Raw genomic sequence first — 16,033 nt, forward strand, 5'->3', positions numbered from 1 at the left:
ATATTCTCCTTATGATTCCGTTGGCGAACCGAGCGGTGCCATTGCCGTGATCATTTCCTGGAACTGAGCGGCAACTGCGCTGACACGTTCGGGCGTGGCGGTGTCGCTATTGTGGGCCTGTAGAACAGCCTCGATCATCTGCATATTCAGTGCACCGAGGAAGTCGCGGAAGGCTTGCTCCTCGTGGGCTGTCTCCAGGACGAAGTTGATGGTCAAGGGTGCGTACTGCTGCACCGACCGCTCTGCGCTAACAGGCATGCGTGTCCCTCCGTTTGAGATGGTAATAGGGGTGGTGGTCCGGATAGTGGACCCAGACGGGTATGCTGTATTTGGTACCGCCGACCACCATGTTGGACGCGTGCGGGTAGGTGTCGCCACTGGGGAACATTACCGCGCGGCCGGGTTTGTTGGTGATCGTAAGGCCGTGGTCGGGGAACTGCAGGTCGCCGCCGAGGGACTCGTTCAAATAGAAGAGCACAGTGAATAGCCGGTTGTGACCTTTATGGATGCGTCGAATGTCCGTATGTCGCGCGAACTGCTGGCCGACTTCGTAGCGCACCACATAGGGCTCTTCGATTGACCAGCCAGGCGGCACTTCACAGACGTTATGATCCCACCAGGTGGTGATGGATTTTACGGTGTCCCGAACGGTGCCTATCGCAGCTTCCAGTTGTGGGTGCTGACTCAGGGTGGAAATCATACAATTCCGCAGATAGCTCCGCGTCGAGAGCAGCTCCCGGGTGCGCTGGGGGTCACCGTTAGCGCGGCTGCCGTGAACTACCTCCGCATGGCGCCACTTGTCGCTGTGCTTGACAGCTTCTACGATCGATTGGCACACGCCGGGTGGCAGGGCACTATCGAACACGAAGATGTCAGGGCCGACTCTAAGCGGCGTCATGGGATATGTGTCCCACTTACGCCAATACCGCCAACGCCAACACCGCCGACACTGACTACACCTACTGGCGGGGAGCCGGGGCCGATTGACTTGTCACCGATGAGGGTTCGGATCTCGACACCACTCTGCAGGAAGCCGGTGCCCGTATCCGCATAGTTACTTTGAGTGGAACCGGGAGGGGCATAGCGGGAACTGAAAGCGATGCCCTGATAATAGTACTTCGACACGGCACAACCAGAGCCGCGGTACCAGTCGGTCTCCGCATCGACACCGTTGTTGTAAAAGTAAAGGGCCATTAGCGGCGGGCCTCCAGGTGCTTGATGCGCTGCTCCTGAAGCTGGTTTTGCTTCCAGAGGATGGCGATCACGTTGATGTAGTTGATTCCGCTCACATCACCATTGGCATTGAGGGCAACGAGAGAACCTTTATGGGGCTCCGACTTCAGCACGTCATCGGCAATAAACCCGTAGTGGGTACCGGCCACCCATCCCTCATACTCTCTCTTCCACTGGTACTGCTGTGGGAGAATATTCGGGTCATCAAGCAGGGCGATCACATCGAACTGCAGGGGCTTTATCGCTGTCTTGTGGCGGCGGGCGGAGGTGGCGTTGAAGGTGGTGGAGGCAAGTTGTCCGGTAAGGGTGCCGCCAGTGCTGGTGGTAATGAATTTCTGGCTGTTGTTGTAGCGCAAAGCGACCCCGCCATTGCGGATGCACTGAACCCAAAGATCTTCGAGACCTCCACTGATGCTGGTCTGATAAAGCTGAAGCTGGCCGCCGTCGGTACGAAATGTTGCACCGCCCTCTGAGTTGTATGCGGTAGTGCCCCGGACTGCACCGGTGCCTGAACTGCGAATGTAGGGGCCGGAAATGTCATCGAAATACACACGGCCATTCACCTCAAGAGCCCCCGAGACGAAACCGCCAGAAGAACCTATACCGCCTTTCAGGGAGCCGTTCTGGTAGACATAAAAGCCTTCCCCAATTCTGGAGTTGGTATCCGCGTGGGAACCCCGGACCCAGGCGAGACCATATAGCGCCGTGGCATTCCAGCCGGCTCCCGGCGCACCGCCGTCGAACGAAGTACTCATTCCCCATATGGTTTGTGCCCAATTGGAGCTGGAACCGGTACCGTAAAGTCCATAGGCTCCCGTGTAGGCCTGGCCTGTACGGTAATATGACGCTGCTTGTACTGCGCTGTCGGTGTCGATTAGGCCTGTAATATCGAGCTGATTCGTGCAGACGAATTTGCTGGTACATAGAACATCGCCGTTGGTGGCTGTGAGTTGGATATTTGCCAAATCGGCTACGATATAGAGGTGATCATTGGTAGATGACGCATGGCCGATGTAGCCAGTACGTGTATTTCCGGTATTGCGATAAAGGCCGATATAATTGGAGGTGCCGGTAACGGTATTTTGCAGCTTAACTGATTCGCCATTTTGAGTGATGGTGGCCTTGTTACCGGTGATGCTGCCCTGTACCCGCATCTCGCCGTTTACGGCAAAGCCGTAGGACTGGGCCGCGCCCCTCCAAGTGCCGTTATGGTAAAGCTCCCCATAGGATGCGGTACCCGTATTGCGCACACTAAGGCCTGAGTAACGGGAACCATTATCCAGTTCTGTCTGGAGGTAAATCTCGCCACCATGAGACAGGTTGCGGATGTACATTACGTCATCCGGGGTGTCGGACCACAAATCGATATAACCATTGTTGTTGGTATCAAATTCCAGGTCGAAACCAACCCCGGTATCGCGGCCGTAGGTGCGGGTACCGCCGATCAGGGTACGGAATTTGTGAGCGCCGTTATGTCGCGCCTGAAAGTACGTTTCAGAGGCAGCCCCAATTCCGGCAGCCACTACTTGCAGGGAACCGGCACCGTTGGTCACCCGCAAATACATATCCTGATCGGCGGTTTCGTTATCGAGGTAAAAGCTGGCGTTGCCGGTGTAGTTCAGTTCTCCGTGCAGGCTAAGGCTACCCGCCAGGCTGCCTCCAGAGAGCGGTAGATAGTTGTGGCTGTGGGCGATGGGCGCATAAAGGGCGGGATCAAACGTCGCGGCATCGATGGCAGCCTGTACCGCTTCATCCCGGGCAACCAATGTTTCGTCTTTGGCAGCGGTGACGATGGAGAGATCACTTGCGGTTTGCTGGGCGGCGTTAACGGCGTTATTGGACTGGGCGACCGCAACGACGCGCGCATCGACAGCCGCGTCACGGGCGGCTTCACTGAGCACTTGTGCCTGTTGGGCGGCGATGCGTGCGGCCGCCGCAAGGTTCGCCTGTGCGATGGCAATGTCTGCCTGCGAGGTGGCCGTGGCCGCGTGCCCGGAAGCTGTCTGTTCGTGCCCGGCAGCACCGCTGATCAAATCGTTGACGTTCGCTGCGAGGCGGGCCGGGGATTCCACCTGGTAGGCAGCGCCCGTCCAGTCCGTTAAGGGATACCTGCCGTCACCATTGGTTCCACCATTCGCGGAACCAGCAAGCCAGTTCGCGTACTCGACACTGAAGCCCTGCCAATGCTCGATGAGCTGGGCCATCTTCTGTGCGAGCTGTGCATTGGTGAAAGCCATAGTGGCTCCTGTTTATTCTGAAGGGGCTTCGGACTTCTCTGCTTCTGCAGTTTCCTGTGCTTCTTTCTCTGCCTGGTCAAAGGCCTGTAAGGTGAAGGTCGCTTGGCGGATGCTGTCTTCTACCTGCTTGAGCTGCTGGGTAAGGGCGTTTTGTTGAAGAGCCAGTTGCTGCAATTGCTGCTTGAGTTGTTCTTTAATTCCCATGGGGATCTCCTCAGAGGGTAAAGGTAGGTATGGTGTTGCGGAGTTCATCCGCGGTGGGCAGGTCACGTTCGCCAGCTTTCCAGGCATCCAGTACCTGATTTACCGCTTCCCATGCCAGCGAGCGCCAACGGCGGAAGGCGGTGCCTTCTTGCTGGTACTGGGAAACTGCATCCTCTTCGGCATAGGTGATGGCGGTGGTCAGGTCGGCGTAACCATATTCGCGCGCTTTTGCGTCGAGGTCTTCCTGTACCGCTTCGCGCAGATGGGCTTCCGTTTCCTCAAGGGTGTAGGTGGGCGGCACCTTATAGAAAGTGCTGGTATCCGGGCTGTAATGGGTGCAGGAATCCGTAAGGGCCTGCTGCCACTCACTGTAGGAAATTTCCACAGCGGGTTGTGGAATGCTGCCCTCGGGATAAATATCCGTTGGGCAGAAGGCTACCTCGAAGGTCTCGGGGTCGTAGTGGGCAAAGTACTTGATCATGTCAATATCCAACGCCAAGGATGCACACACCCACGTTTGCCCCGGTATTACCCCAGCGCACGGTATAGGAAGTGCGAGAGGAGGCCGGAGTTTTGTAGGTGCCCTGCGCGTAGCGGGTGGTTGTCGTATTGCTGGAGCCAGTGACCCATATGCCCGTGCAGGCAGAGGGGAAGGCAACCGGCCAACTGGCGGAATATGAGGTGTCTTTGGCTGTCCAGGCTTTCCAGGACCACTGAATGATCATGCCGGTATCCTTGTCCCGCCAGTAGCCGTTGGAGGATTTGGACAGAGTGTTCTCCACAAAACCCGGTGCCTCACCTTTAAAGTAGGAGCAGTAGAGTGAGGAGGCCGACCCGGCATGGCGTGTCAGTTTCAGGTAGTAGACTTCCGAGCCGTTGGCAGGGGCGTTGTCGTCTACGAAGCCATCGTCAATCGAGATGCTATAGCCAGAGAAGAACTCCCGGTTACTGGAGTCTTCGCCGTCTACTGAGCTATAGGCAGTGCCCACGTAGCGTTTGCTGAAGATGACAGTGCCGGACGCGCTGTTGCGGCGCACCTGGACTGTCCAATCCGGTGCTGTGTAAGAGACCAGGGTTGAGCCCGATCTGTGATAGGAAGCGGACAGCTTGAACGACAGGGCGATACGTCCTGCAATATTGGTGGACACGGAGAAACTCTTTGACCCACCGCTGGAGATGTTTCCTGCCGAGGCGCTGCCGGAGGCGGCGGCCCCGGAGTAATAGGGGTTGATGGCCTTCTTGACTTCTTCAGCAATCGCGTAGGAATTACTGACGAAGTTCTCGCCCGCCGTGCCGTTCACCGTTGCCTTGGGTTTGCCTCCCTCGAGTTTGATCTCGAAGACGGCATCCCCGGTGACCGAATCGGTGATCAGCAGGGGTGTATTGCTCTCCGGGTTGAAGACGGTGCGGGTGAGGCCCGCATTGCTGTCGATCGCCAGGTGACGGGCAAGGATGGAACCGGCTGCAATCTTTTCTGCATTGATTGCGTTCGCGCTGATCTTGTCGGCACTGATCGCGCCCTGCACCAGCTTGACGCCGCTGAGGGAGCCATTGACCAGAAGGTCCCCATCGACCTGCACGGTGCCGCGCATGTTGATTTTGCCGTTGATAATTTCGAAGGGCACATACTCGGCTTCGTTAGGGTCTCCGGAAGGGTCGACCACGGCGAAGCGGTCGGCGAGAATTGCGAAGTTGCCGGACTTGCCATCGTTGTTCTGAACGAAACCGGTCACGTAACCGTTCACATTCAGGGACACGCCGTACTTGGCTTCCAGCTTTGGAATGTCGACGGTCTGCAATGTCTGGATGGCGGTGAAGTTATCGCCATCCGCAGCAGTCAGGGCGGACAGCCGCTCCGCGAACGTCTCGGTACCGGAGACCTTTACCTTTGAGGTGTCGAGGATGAAGGCAGTCCCCGCACCATTCTCTGCACCGATAAGGGAGATCGTAGATGCCAACGCGCCATCGGCATCCGCCCGCGCTGTCTGCTCGCTCGTGATCTGGGACTGGAGGGCGCCGTCCGCGGCTGAGAGTTGGCTGAAGCGGTTAGCGAGGGTATCACCGGCCTCGCTGTCGAGCTTGACGGTGGCGCTGTCGATGATGAAGGCGGTCTGGTCTGCATTTTGTACTCCCAAGAGGCCGAGTGTGGAAGCGAGGGCGGTGTCTGCCGTGGAGCGGGCCAGTGCTTCCTGGACAATTGCAGCGGCATTACCTGCAACATCTGTTTGCAGGACATTGATGTCCGCTACTGCCTGGCCGATGCGGGGATCTTCAATGGACACCCATTGGGCGGAATCGCTGTCGTAGATGTAGGGTTTGTTGTTCTCATCGGAGTCATACCAACGGGCGCCGTCTGGAATTGGGTCGGGGACACCGCCCACACCGGGCACAGGCGCTTCGTCCTGTACGTAGACGACGGCGGCCACACCCTGGGCAAGGGTGTTGACCTGAATCTGCAGACTCTCGCCGAGGGTAATGATCGCCTCGGCATTGAGGTCGATGTCGTTGATACGCTGGCGCAGGGTATCTGCCGCCGCGTCCTCAATCATGCGATTGACCAGGGCGGTGATCACTTCATCGGGCTCGGTGGCGGTGATCTCTGTACCATCGGCGAGTCCGATCAGCGTATCGTTGATGAGTTTGTTGAAGTGGTCCGCGTATTCCTGCGAGAGGTAGAAATTGTGCAGGTATGCGGTGTCGAGATCCTTCTCGCGCAGCACCGAACCGTCGGTGAAGTCGACAAGAATATGATTTGGAGAAGACTCCCGGCGAATCTCCACGGCCGAGCCCTGGGTCGGCGCAGTGTCGAGCGTGACTTTGTTTCCGGAGATGGAATAGTGCAACGCACGGATCTGCAGCAGGCCATCCAGGTACACTTTGACATGTCTGATGTCGAGGTACGGAAAGGCGAAAGTAAATTCTGTTTGGAGACCGTCTGCCTCAAACAATTGTCGAGTGTTCATGGGGACTCCGGAAAAGGAAAGCCCCCACGGCGGGGGCTAGGTGGATACGTCGCCTATGAGCTTGGCGAACTGATCGTGCTTGATTTCCCTGAAGCGCTCGAGGTTCTCGGGTTTGGCGATGAACTGCATGGCCGCCGCGCGGCGTGCCTGATTGATGACTTTCTTCATCATGAACACGCGCATTGCATCATTGGCTTCCCTATACCGAGGTGTTTCCACCAGGGCACCGAGGAAGTCCTCGAGGTTCCTGTGATTGCCCAGCCGGACTTTGCCAACCAGGCCCGTCATTTCCGAGTACTCTGCAGCGGTGAGCTGGAGCTGGCCTCCAGCCAGTGCCTTGCGCATCGGGCGGATGTCGAAGTCGAGACGGGCCAGCTCTTTGTCGAGGGGGGATTCCGCCGCGGGGGAAACTGCAAAGGGATTCACAATGGCCCACTTGGCGTTCTCCCAAGACACCAGACGGCCGATAGCATCGTGACGCCGGGGTACATCCCGATTTAGTACGGGGAGCTGTGCGTTGAGCGCATCTGTGAAGGTCCAGGCTTCCCGGGCGAAAGACTCTTCGCCATCGGCCAGGGCACGGCCGGTTGACTTGAAGAGTTGGGGAATCAGCTTGCCGAACTCACCGGCAGAGAACTTCGCCAGTGCGCGGTCGACCGCCGCAGGCTTGTTGGAGGAGAAGCCTTCGAACAGCTCAAAGAGGTCGGACATGGACTTCGCCCACGTCTTGTTGGTGACGTTGTTGAAGAAGCCTGCCAGTGCGCCCTGCATCAACGCGAAGGTCTGTTCTTCGTCTGTCGAGTGCTCTGCATGCATTTTTGCGTCCGCGACCATACCCAGCCACATCCCGAGGGGGTCGAGCCGGTTGAACTGGTACCACTCAGCGCCGATGCGGATGGAGTAGTCGAGCACGCCCGTGGCCTTTTCCGAGGACTCGTAAGGCACCTTGCCGACCACCTGTATGGGTGAGTCGAGTTCAGTGCCCGTGAAGGCCATAAAGCCGGCCATGGCGGCGACGCCCGTGGTCATCCGTGTGAGCGCTTCGGCGCGCTCTGCCGGGGAACCATTCATCACCAATTCACGGTGTTCCTTCACGATGAGGCCCAGCGGTGTGCGGTCGATGATGCCCTGACGCAGGATGTTCATAGGTGTGCGGAAGAAGGGCGCGATCAGCAGCTTCACAAAGGTGTTGGTGTTGATCATCTTCTCCATGGCAGCGCCGAAGTCAGTTTTCGGGGTTTCCTGAAAGGAGACCAGGCGAGACTTCTCGACGGCGCCGCGGCGGATGTCCCGAGCCATGGGTGCCTGGTTCGCGGGGTCCAGCAAGCGGTGCATGGTCCTGTCAACGAAGCGTTCATACTTTCTGGTGCCCGCCTCCAGGCCCTGCTTCCGGGCCAGCTCGTCCGCTTTGCGGTAGGCCTGTACGGACAGCTCTGCGTTGCGGTTGATGGCCTTGAAGAACTCATCGCCCGTAATAAGCATACGCCCGGGTGTGCGGATAATATGCCCCAGGGCGTTGACGGTGGCCGCGAGTGCGCCCTCGCCGTCCATGCTAATCGCCTGGCGGGTCTGGAACTCTATACGCTGGCGCTTATCGGAAACCGGTGCGCCGTCTTTCCATGCCTGGCGGGCGAGCTTGAAGGCTTCGCCCAGGGAGGAAACTTTCCGCATCAGGTCGATCTTGGCTTCACGTAAACCACGGGGGTCACCGCGCAGTGCACGTCCGGTGCCCGCGAGGAGGCGATCACCGGTGTAGATAAAAGTATTCAGTGTGTTGGATACGGCATTGACGATATGGGTCTTTGGTGACGACAGCATCGCGTTGATGATGTACTCCACAAAGATGTTCTTCAGGCGCTCGCCCCGCGATGCCTGCCGCACTGCTTCATTAATATCCTCGAGGGACTTCCCGTCGAGCAAGTCATCCATATACTTGTTGAAGTCTTTTGGATTCTTGGTGCCCAGTGCGCGGGAGAGGTCGTCGAACTCCTTGAAGCCTTCCGAAGCTTCGTTCTTCATCAGCTTCATGGCATTCAGTGCACGGGCGATTTCCGTCTGCGCACCTTTCACCTGCGCCTGCAGGGCACCGTGAAGTTGTACCTGCTGCATGAAGCTGGCACGGGCCTGCAGGTCTCCTGGGTTTGCTTTTGCGACCTGGCGGAGGCGGTCGAGTTCGCGGACGGAAGCCAGCATGACGCGCTGGGCCGCATGCATCCGCGCCGCGATACCTACATCACCGCGGACGTCCTTGAAGAGTTCATGCACCTGTTCACCGGACGTGCCCACCAGGTTAGCGAGGCGTTTGGTCTGGACATGCGACTGTACGCCACCTTTCGTTAACTTGATGTGATCTGCCAGCACCTCTGAGGTGGTGTCCAGCAGGGTCTTGAGGGCGGAAGCGTTGTCGATGTTGTCCCAGTTAATGGTGTCGAGGTTGAAGTCCTCTTCGAGTGCTTTGGTGGCACCCGCTTCATCACCCGCATCGATCAGGTCATTGAACCGCCTTGCCTGTGCGGGCGTCAGGGTCAGTGAATCGCGCAGGGACTCGCGCAGTGTTACTGGTGCTGCCTGCTCGGCTTCAGCTTCGACTTTTGCGTCGTCAGTCTTTGCCGTCGCTGTACTTTCATCGACCGGCCGCGCGGTGGCTGCATCATCCACCACGCCGGCCGCAGGTACCGGAGTATCGAATACCACCTCTGTGGTCATCGCGTCGGCTGCTTCGTGGGCCTTTTCGACCGCTTTGCGGCCCTTGATGTGCCGTGCGGTCTTGAGGACGGCCTCGACGAGTCCACCGAGGAAGACGCCTTCCAGTCCGTTCTTCAGTCGATTGATTGCATCGTCGTCGTCCGGATCAGTGGCGAGAAAAGTCAGCGCGGAATCTTTGGCTTCGGGGTTCAACTCTTCAATCAGGTTCGAGAGGTTGCCCTCGTTAGGGTCAAACAGGGTGTAGTCGATGACAAAGCCCGCAGAGGTGGCAGCGCTAAACGATTGCAACTGGCCGGTCTTGGCGAGGCGACTGTAGGGTACAAGGAATGTCATGATCCCGCGCGCGGCGCCGCCCGCCAGTGACTCGTTTGCCGGGGCAAGCTCCTCTGCAGAGGCACGGAAGTCCCCCTGGAACTCTTCCCAGCGACGGGAGGCTTCCGCGCCTGCCGCTTCCGGGGCCAGGTCTTCACGGATGCCGACCACCATCGAGTGGAAGTTACGCACAGGGGGCAGCTCGTAAAAAGCATCCGCCAGGAACAGTCCGCCTTCGGATGTGAGATCTACGGCAGCGCCCCAGACGGCTCGACCGGTTTCTTTCCAGAAACCCGGACCTTCCTGTTCAGCCTTGCGGATCTCTTCGAGTTCAGCGGTATGGGCATGGAAGTCTTCCACCGCCCTCTGCCGGGATTCCACCCTGGCCATGAGGAGGTCGGCCGGTGAAGGTGCGACAACCTCGTCAGTATCTTTGACTTCCATTGAATGCCTCATTGGTTCTGGAGGAGAATCGCGTTGACCTCATCTTTCGTCAGCTCGTTGGCCATAATGGCGGCGTGCAGCCGCTCTTCGATTTCGTGCGGGCGCAGGCTGGCGAACACGTCACGGTAGGAGCCACGGCCCGCCGCGAGGCTCTTCAGGTCTTCTGTTTTGACCAGCTCATGCTTGAGCGTGAAGGCGTTCTGCGAATCGGAGAAGGTGGCAGCGCCGGTCTTGGCGACCATCTCGTCGAACTTTGCGTAGATCTGTTCGGTGGCCCCTGCTGGGTCCATGCCCTGTTGGATCACCAGATCGTTGTACATGGCCCCGGCCTGGAACTGGATGTGCTGCATCTTGGGGTCGACTCCGCCCATTGCATTCATGATCGGGTTGTAACGCTTGGCAACTTCAGAGCGGTAGGTGGTGACAACCGCGCTGTTGCCGCGCCTGGCACCTTCGCGGATCTGGCGAATGGTTGCCATCATGTCACTGAGGGTCGCATTCGATTGCTTACCGGTACCGAGATAACCCTCTTCGTGTGCGCGCAGCACATCGCTGAGTGTTGCATCGCGGCTGTAGACAGCATTCCAGAGCTGCGCGGTGTAGGGCACATTCTGCGAGCGCGCGTCGTTCTCATTCAACTGGCTGCGGCCGTGGCTGATGGCGGAGGAGAAATCCGAGAAGGAGGCTTCGGGGTTGTCTTTCAGGGCGACCAGTTCCGCAGAGTAGTCGAGTCCGGCAATCTTCTTCTCAGCAATGGCGAGTTGCAGTTCAAACAACTGGTCCCGGTACATTTCCTTCTGCGCAGCCTCCCTGTCGGCCAACATGCGGGCACCCTGCCGGGTTGCCGCTGCGATGGCGGTACGGTGCTGTGCGAGGAGTTTGGAATCTTTGATGCCGGAGGGCACACCGTTCATTATGACGGGTACCTGCTCGATCATTTCCGGTTCGCCGCGGTTGATCGCCAAGTCATACAGCATCTGCCAGAAGGCTTCTTTCTTCTCCGCCCCATCAAAGAATGTACCGGTCTGGTCGAACAGCTTCTGGTAATCGAGCGGCGCATCCGGGTCGAGACCCCGATCGGCGTCGAGGTCGGCTTCGATATTCGCCATGATCTTGGTGCGCTGCTCCTCCTTGATTTTGACAATCTGCATTTGCCGGTGCTTGCCGATCAGATCCGTCTCCAGCTGCAGCATCTTGGGCGCGAGGGTCTGGGCATAGGCGGAGTCGGCCAACTGTTCGATACCCTTAAAGCGCTCTTGCAGGTGTTCATTGATGATCTCCTGCACCTTCTCTTCGGGCAGGTTCTCCCAGTCAGCACCGCGGAGAATTTCCGGCAACTCTGCGGCCGCCTGGTTTGCATCGAACTCAGCGTCCAAAGCGTCCCATGCGCGGTTGTAACCCGCTTGCGCATTGTCTTCATCGCGCGCCAGGTTGCCCTGTCCGCGCTCTGCGAGGGCCTGGCGGGCGCCTTTCTGGTTCTGGTCGAACTTGTAGTCGGTGACGGCCTCTGCGCCTGCGTTGAAGGCGTTCTGCAGGGCGCGCGCCGCACGTACATTCCTGTCGTAACCGCCCGCGGCAAAGAAGCGACGGTTAGTTTGCAACTGAACAGGGGTGGATGAGACATCCACGCCCTGCCGAGCGGTCTTGCGTCGCTGTGTCTGGCGAGCCATTGGCTGCTCCTTACGATGTCTTGCCGGCATTGGCGGCGTCCATACGCCTGCCCGTGTTGTAGCCGCTGGTGGCCGCGGTGGCGATCTGGAGACCGGCCTCTACGCCGCTGATGTCGCGGATCTGGGATCTGCCTGTTGCCAGGCGGTCATCGACACCACGCTGTTGGAAGTACAGGTTCTTGGCCGCCTGCGCGGTAGCCATGTCCTGATCCTGCACGGATTGATTCATCATGGCGGCAAACGACTGTCCCATTGCACCGGACTCGCCGGCTGCGACACGGGCGCGGGCGCGGGACTCCCGAGCGGCTTTAATGCGCGCCCCGAGTTCCTCCTCAGTTGCCGCAATGTTCTCGAGGCGTTCGCTTTCCGCCTGCGCCTCCATTGCACTGGCCTGAGCCTTTGCGGATTGGTGCTGTGAATAGGCGGAGACGGTAGCGGTAGTCGCCGTCATTGCCATCATGATTGCGGTTGTTGCGGAGACTGGCTCACACATGGTCAGGCCTCCGATGCATACTGGATAAAGGGGGTGCCGCCTGCGCCGAACTTTTCGAAGCGATTGACGGGGACGAAACCGAGCACTTCCAGCCACTTGAGGGTGACCTGGTTGTCGGCGTCGATGAAATTGGTGAGGTAGCGGTACCGTGAGTGCATGAGTACAAGCGATGCCCGGCACTGCCGCATAAAGTCGCGGCGATGTTTGCGGATGTCGTCGCTGGCGAGGAGCCAGATGCCCCCGATCTGCGGGGTGAGCCCGTTGGCGCCGAACATGGCGACCGGGATTCCCTCCAAGAGCGCGCACCAGCACATATCGGTATCACTCACTTGGATGGACTCCAATAGCGCAGCGAGCGGTGCCTGGCCGCTGGTGCGTGAGATCTCGCGAACGTCACACTCGCGGAGCCTGGGCGCCAGCAGCCGGGCTTCAACTTCAGATGCCGGTACGACGGTGAATCGATTCATCCCATACTCCGTGAGCGGTTATGCCAGAGCGCCTCCCATTCACAGGAGGAGAACTTGGCTTGTAAATGTGAGGGGTTCTTGAGAATAACGACAGCCTCCTTACTGTTGCCCGAAACGTCGAACGTATAGGCACCAGAGTGGAAGCTGACAGAGCCGAGTTGGAGCGACTCCTCCCCGACTGTGCGACCGGTGAAGGAAGACAGTCCGGATGGCACTATGGAAGTTTCCACAGAGGAATACAGTTCACCGTAGGGTTGCACTTCGGTCTCGAAGTAGCCCGCATCCTGGTAATAGACGGTGAATGTACGAAGCTGCAGGCGGCCGGTGGTGATGGCCTGTTCCTTCCGGTCGACCATAAACTGCTCGGAGAACTGGTACTCGGAGTCGTACCCGAGACCCACGACGGGTTTAAAGCTACGAACGTCGCCGGGAATGGCGATCTCGGCGTTACCGGCAGAGATCGGGTAGGTATAAGTGTCGGTCTGGGCAAGCCTGCCAACGGAGTCGGAACCTGTGGTGTATACCACTCTCATGGAGTCGCGGTCGCAGTTGCCGGTGTTCCACGGCAGGGTGATAACGGTGCGGTTATTGCCCGCTTCGAAACGCATGTCTCCGGGTCGCACCTCATAGCGCCGATCGAGCAGGATGTCGAAGTCGAGACCGGCCACGGTGGCGGAGTCGTCCAGGTCACAGCGCTCGAGATAGGTACCGTCAGTGCGGCGGATCAATGCGTAGAGGTTGTTTTCGATCACATCGATGGACAGCAGGCGGTCGTTTGGGTCCAACTCCCAGTGCCCCCAAGCGCTCTGCAGTTTCTGGTCGCCGGACCAGTAGAACTTATAGGCGTAGATGTGATTCTTGTGTCCGGGCTCGGAGCTGATCCCGAAGATCACGTCTTCGTTACCATTGCCTGCAATCTTGAAGAGGTTGCGGGGAAGGTAGCGGGGAGCATGGGCCGTTACATCGGCTGCGTCATTCGACAGGGAATCTTCCGAGACAAAGTACTCGCGCATCTTGGAGTAGGGGCCGGAGCGGGTCACAAAGTACACGTCGGTGCCTATGCCGATCGGGCGGACGCCCCTGTCCATTTCATAGTTGGTGGCCACATCGATGGATACGGAAGTGGGTGTCAGGAGGTCGGTCACATTCAGGGAGAACTGCGTCTGGTCCGCGAACAGCATGAGCCCGTTGTTGAATGGGACAGCGTATTCGAGCAGGGAGACTTTGGTGGTGGTGCTGGCAACGTCTACGACATCGCTATCCAGCAGGGTGGTAACCGTATTGCGCCAGAAGTTGCCGTAATCTCCAGCCCCGGAGAAAACGACATTCTCGTCAGTGAGAAAGCCGAGCCGGTTCTTCCAATAGAACACATCGTTGATGGTGCGGCCAACGAAGGTGGGCGGAGGGTTGGTCTCCTCGTCCCCAAACCGCCGGCCATCCCATCCAAAGGTGGTCAGGTCGAAATCGCCGTTGGACTGGCGCACAAGCGCCCAGGGCATGGTGAGTTCGTCAAGGGTGTCATTGGCGCCCGGGCCGTAAGTCTCCTCCCATACGCCACCGACCCGACGGACATAGTAACCGCCAAAATTGTTCTCATCATATCCGGCCACTTTATAGAGCGCGCCGTTAGAGGGTGGGGAGGGGTCGGACGCCTTGGGCAGGTCACTGAAGGTGTTGACCGTGCCGGTGAGCGTGCCGCGGCCGTAAGTGCTGTAAGTGCGGCTGGCCGGCAGTGCCCGCCAGGTGTTCGGGCGGTACCACGAGCTGTAGTTCGGCGGCTGAGTGATGGGAGTGTCCTTGATCCTGACCTTCTTTTCCTTGTTGACCACAAAGGTGTAGTCGGCGATGGACACGAGGGAGAAGGAGGCGTTGGCGTTGCCGGACACGTTGAGGTACGCCTTCCCCTGGGGGAAGTTCACGGTCTTTTCTGCGCCAGTATTCGCGTCGTAGACTTTGAGATCACCGTCAGTGATTACGACGACATACCGCTCGCCCACGTCGCGATTGATCGTGTGTACGAAAGCCGTTGAAATGTCGGCGGTGGTGACTTTGGCGACGTGCTGGAAGGGTGGCCGCTTCTTGAGACCATCAGCAACAGTCGCGTAACAGTTGACCATACGCTCCGCCTGGGCAGGCTGGCGCAGGGTGGCAGGCTGCTGCGACACGCCCTGGAAGAGTGCCGGAATATGGCGGGAGACTAGGGACATGATTAGAACCGGGTGGGGTTATAGTGGCGTTGCGCGGTGGGGTCGTCACCGATCAGGTTGTAGCGTTTGCTGCGCTTTTCCATGCGCTTGAAGGCCGCGTATTGTTCGCGCTCGACTTCCTGGGTGTACTCGTACAGCAGGCGGGAACCAACGATGTTGGTCTGGAAGATTCTGCCGGCGCGGGCGGTGATGTAACTGCGCGCGGCCTGGGGGATCTCTTCAAAATTGAAACCCCAGATGATATTGCATTCCGCTACGCGCCCGATCTCGAAGGTGCGGTTCCTGCGGTCATACAGTTTGGGGACGTTTTGCTCCCAGCGCATCACAAAGTCATCGGCCTGTGATACGGGGTCAACCCAGAGGGCATTGTCGGGGATGAGGATCTCGCCGTTGACGTCCGGGTTGAGCAGATAATCTGTGTCGGTGTTGAAGCTCCAGCCTTTGGACAGGACGTCGCGCAGGCAGGTGTCGACATTGAGTACCGCGCGCGCCGCATCGCTGGGCAGCGGGCCGGTAATGGTATTTACGGGTGACTGGCCGATGCTGCCGAGCAGGGCATTCACTGCATCGAGCTTCGTCATGACAGCGGTTGGGACAGTCATAAGAAAACCTTATTCGAAAAAAACCGAGGCCGGAGGCTAATTAAATTAGCGGGCCGGAAAGTGTATCTGATACTGGAAAACTTGAGGGTGTACCATTCTAAGTTTTTCAAGGAAGGGTTGAACAATCATGCAGAAGAAATCGATGTTTTCCATTTGCCATTCTGTTCTCTTTGGTTGAATCCAGGTGAGTATCTAAATTGTTATTTTAAGACTGGTGCGTATGGAGGGAATCCGGCTCAAGAAAGGAAATCACTGAATAATAAAATTAATTCACTCATGGAAATGCTGCACCGGAAATATAGGCAATTCGTAACCTATTTAGAGCGTAAAAATAATTAATATACAGCGTAATCTAATTTATTTAAATTATTGTCGGGCTAACGCTGATTCAATAATCAGCGGCTGTTGACATTATATCAGTGCTGTGTGAGTCTCCAATGTAGCTATCGTGGTTAATGGCTAAATTTCTAGGAATGATTTAAAAGTAAAAAGGAA

The 16,033-nt window shown here is 58.0% G+C and carries 14 protein-coding genes; 1 reads left to right on the plus strand and 13 read right to left on the minus strand.

All coding sequences use genetic code 11. The features are described 5' to 3' along the window. Positions 1–9: 9 nt before the first annotated feature. Genes AB1S50_RS09550 through AB1S50_RS09610 form a run of 13 tightly spaced genes read right to left on the minus strand, consistent with a single transcriptional unit; the run spans position 10 to position 15,538 of the window. Positions 10–258: a hypothetical protein gene (locus AB1S50_RS09550; RefSeq protein ID WP_367150450.1), complete on the minus strand. Its 249-nt coding sequence runs from the start codon at positions 256–258 to the stop codon at positions 10–12. Beyond that, complete coding sequence (locus tag AB1S50_RS09555; protein WP_367150388.1) at positions 248–898, minus strand: 2OG-Fe(II) oxygenase; 651 nt, start codon at positions 896–898, stop codon at positions 248–250. The genes AB1S50_RS09550 and AB1S50_RS09555 overlap by 11 nt, the downstream gene beginning before the upstream one ends. Continuing rightward, entirely contained in the window at positions 895–1,194 is a 300-nt protein-coding gene (locus tag AB1S50_RS09560) for a hypothetical protein (RefSeq protein WP_367150390.1), read from the minus strand. The genes AB1S50_RS09555 and AB1S50_RS09560 overlap by 4 nt, the downstream gene beginning before the upstream one ends. After that, the gene (locus tag AB1S50_RS09565) at positions 1,194–3,470 is read right to left on the minus strand and encodes a tail fiber domain-containing protein (RefSeq protein WP_367150392.1); all 2,277 of its coding nucleotides are present in this window, start codon (positions 3,468–3,470) and stop codon (positions 1,194–1,196) included. The genes AB1S50_RS09560 and AB1S50_RS09565 overlap by 1 nt, the downstream gene beginning before the upstream one ends. Positions 3,471–3,482: 12 nt before the next feature. Beyond that, the gene (locus AB1S50_RS09570) at positions 3,483–3,674 is read right to left on the minus strand and encodes a hypothetical protein (protein ID WP_367150393.1); all 192 of its coding nucleotides are present in this window, start codon (positions 3,672–3,674) and stop codon (positions 3,483–3,485) included. A 10-nt stretch (positions 3,675–3,684) separates the two neighbouring features. Further along, positions 3,685–4,155, minus strand: coding sequence for a hypothetical protein (locus AB1S50_RS09575; RefSeq protein ID WP_367150394.1), 471 nt, complete (start codon positions 4,153–4,155; stop codon positions 3,685–3,687). Position 4,156: 1 nt separating this feature from the next. After that, positions 4,157–6,637, minus strand: a complete 2,481-nt coding sequence (locus tag AB1S50_RS09580) for a phage tail fiber domain-containing protein (protein WP_367150396.1) — start codon at positions 6,635–6,637, stop codon at positions 4,157–4,159. 36 nt (positions 6,638–6,673) lie between these two features. Further along, entirely contained in the window at positions 6,674–10,099 is a 3,426-nt protein-coding gene (locus AB1S50_RS09585) for a hypothetical protein (protein ID WP_367150397.1), read from the minus strand. 8 nt (positions 10,100–10,107) lie between these two features. Continuing rightward, positions 10,108–11,769, minus strand: coding sequence for a hypothetical protein (locus AB1S50_RS09590; protein WP_367150398.1), 1,662 nt, complete (start codon positions 11,767–11,769; stop codon positions 10,108–10,110). A gap of 10 nt (positions 11,770–11,779) precedes the next feature. Then, positions 11,780–12,262, minus strand: a complete 483-nt coding sequence (locus AB1S50_RS09595; RefSeq protein WP_367150399.1) for a virion core protein, T7 gp14 family — start codon at positions 12,260–12,262, stop codon at positions 11,780–11,782. Between the two features lie 2 nt (positions 12,263–12,264). Then, positions 12,265–12,729, minus strand: coding sequence for a phage protein Gp13 family protein (locus AB1S50_RS09600; protein ID WP_367150401.1), 465 nt, complete (start codon positions 12,727–12,729; stop codon positions 12,265–12,267). Beyond that, positions 12,726–14,936: a phage nozzle protein gene (locus AB1S50_RS09605; protein ID WP_367150402.1), complete on the minus strand. Its 2,211-nt coding sequence runs from the start codon at positions 14,934–14,936 to the stop codon at positions 12,726–12,728. The genes AB1S50_RS09600 and AB1S50_RS09605 overlap by 4 nt, the downstream gene beginning before the upstream one ends. A gap of 2 nt (positions 14,937–14,938) precedes the next feature. Beyond that, positions 14,939–15,538: a hypothetical protein gene (locus AB1S50_RS09610; protein WP_367150403.1), complete on the minus strand. Its 600-nt coding sequence runs from the start codon at positions 15,536–15,538 to the stop codon at positions 14,939–14,941. 39 nt (positions 15,539–15,577) lie between these two features. Between AB1S50_RS09610 and AB1S50_RS09615 the strand changes: the two genes are divergently transcribed. Continuing rightward, a complete protein-coding gene (locus tag AB1S50_RS09615; RefSeq protein ID WP_367150448.1) occupies positions 15,578–15,877 on the plus strand; it encodes a transposase in 300 nt (99 codons plus the stop codon). The last annotated feature ends 156 nt before the right edge of the window (positions 15,878–16,033 follow it).

It is taken from the genome of Microbulbifer discodermiae (assembly GCF_040742695.1).
Lineage (GTDB): Bacteria > Pseudomonadota > Gammaproteobacteria > Pseudomonadales > Cellvibrionaceae > Microbulbifer.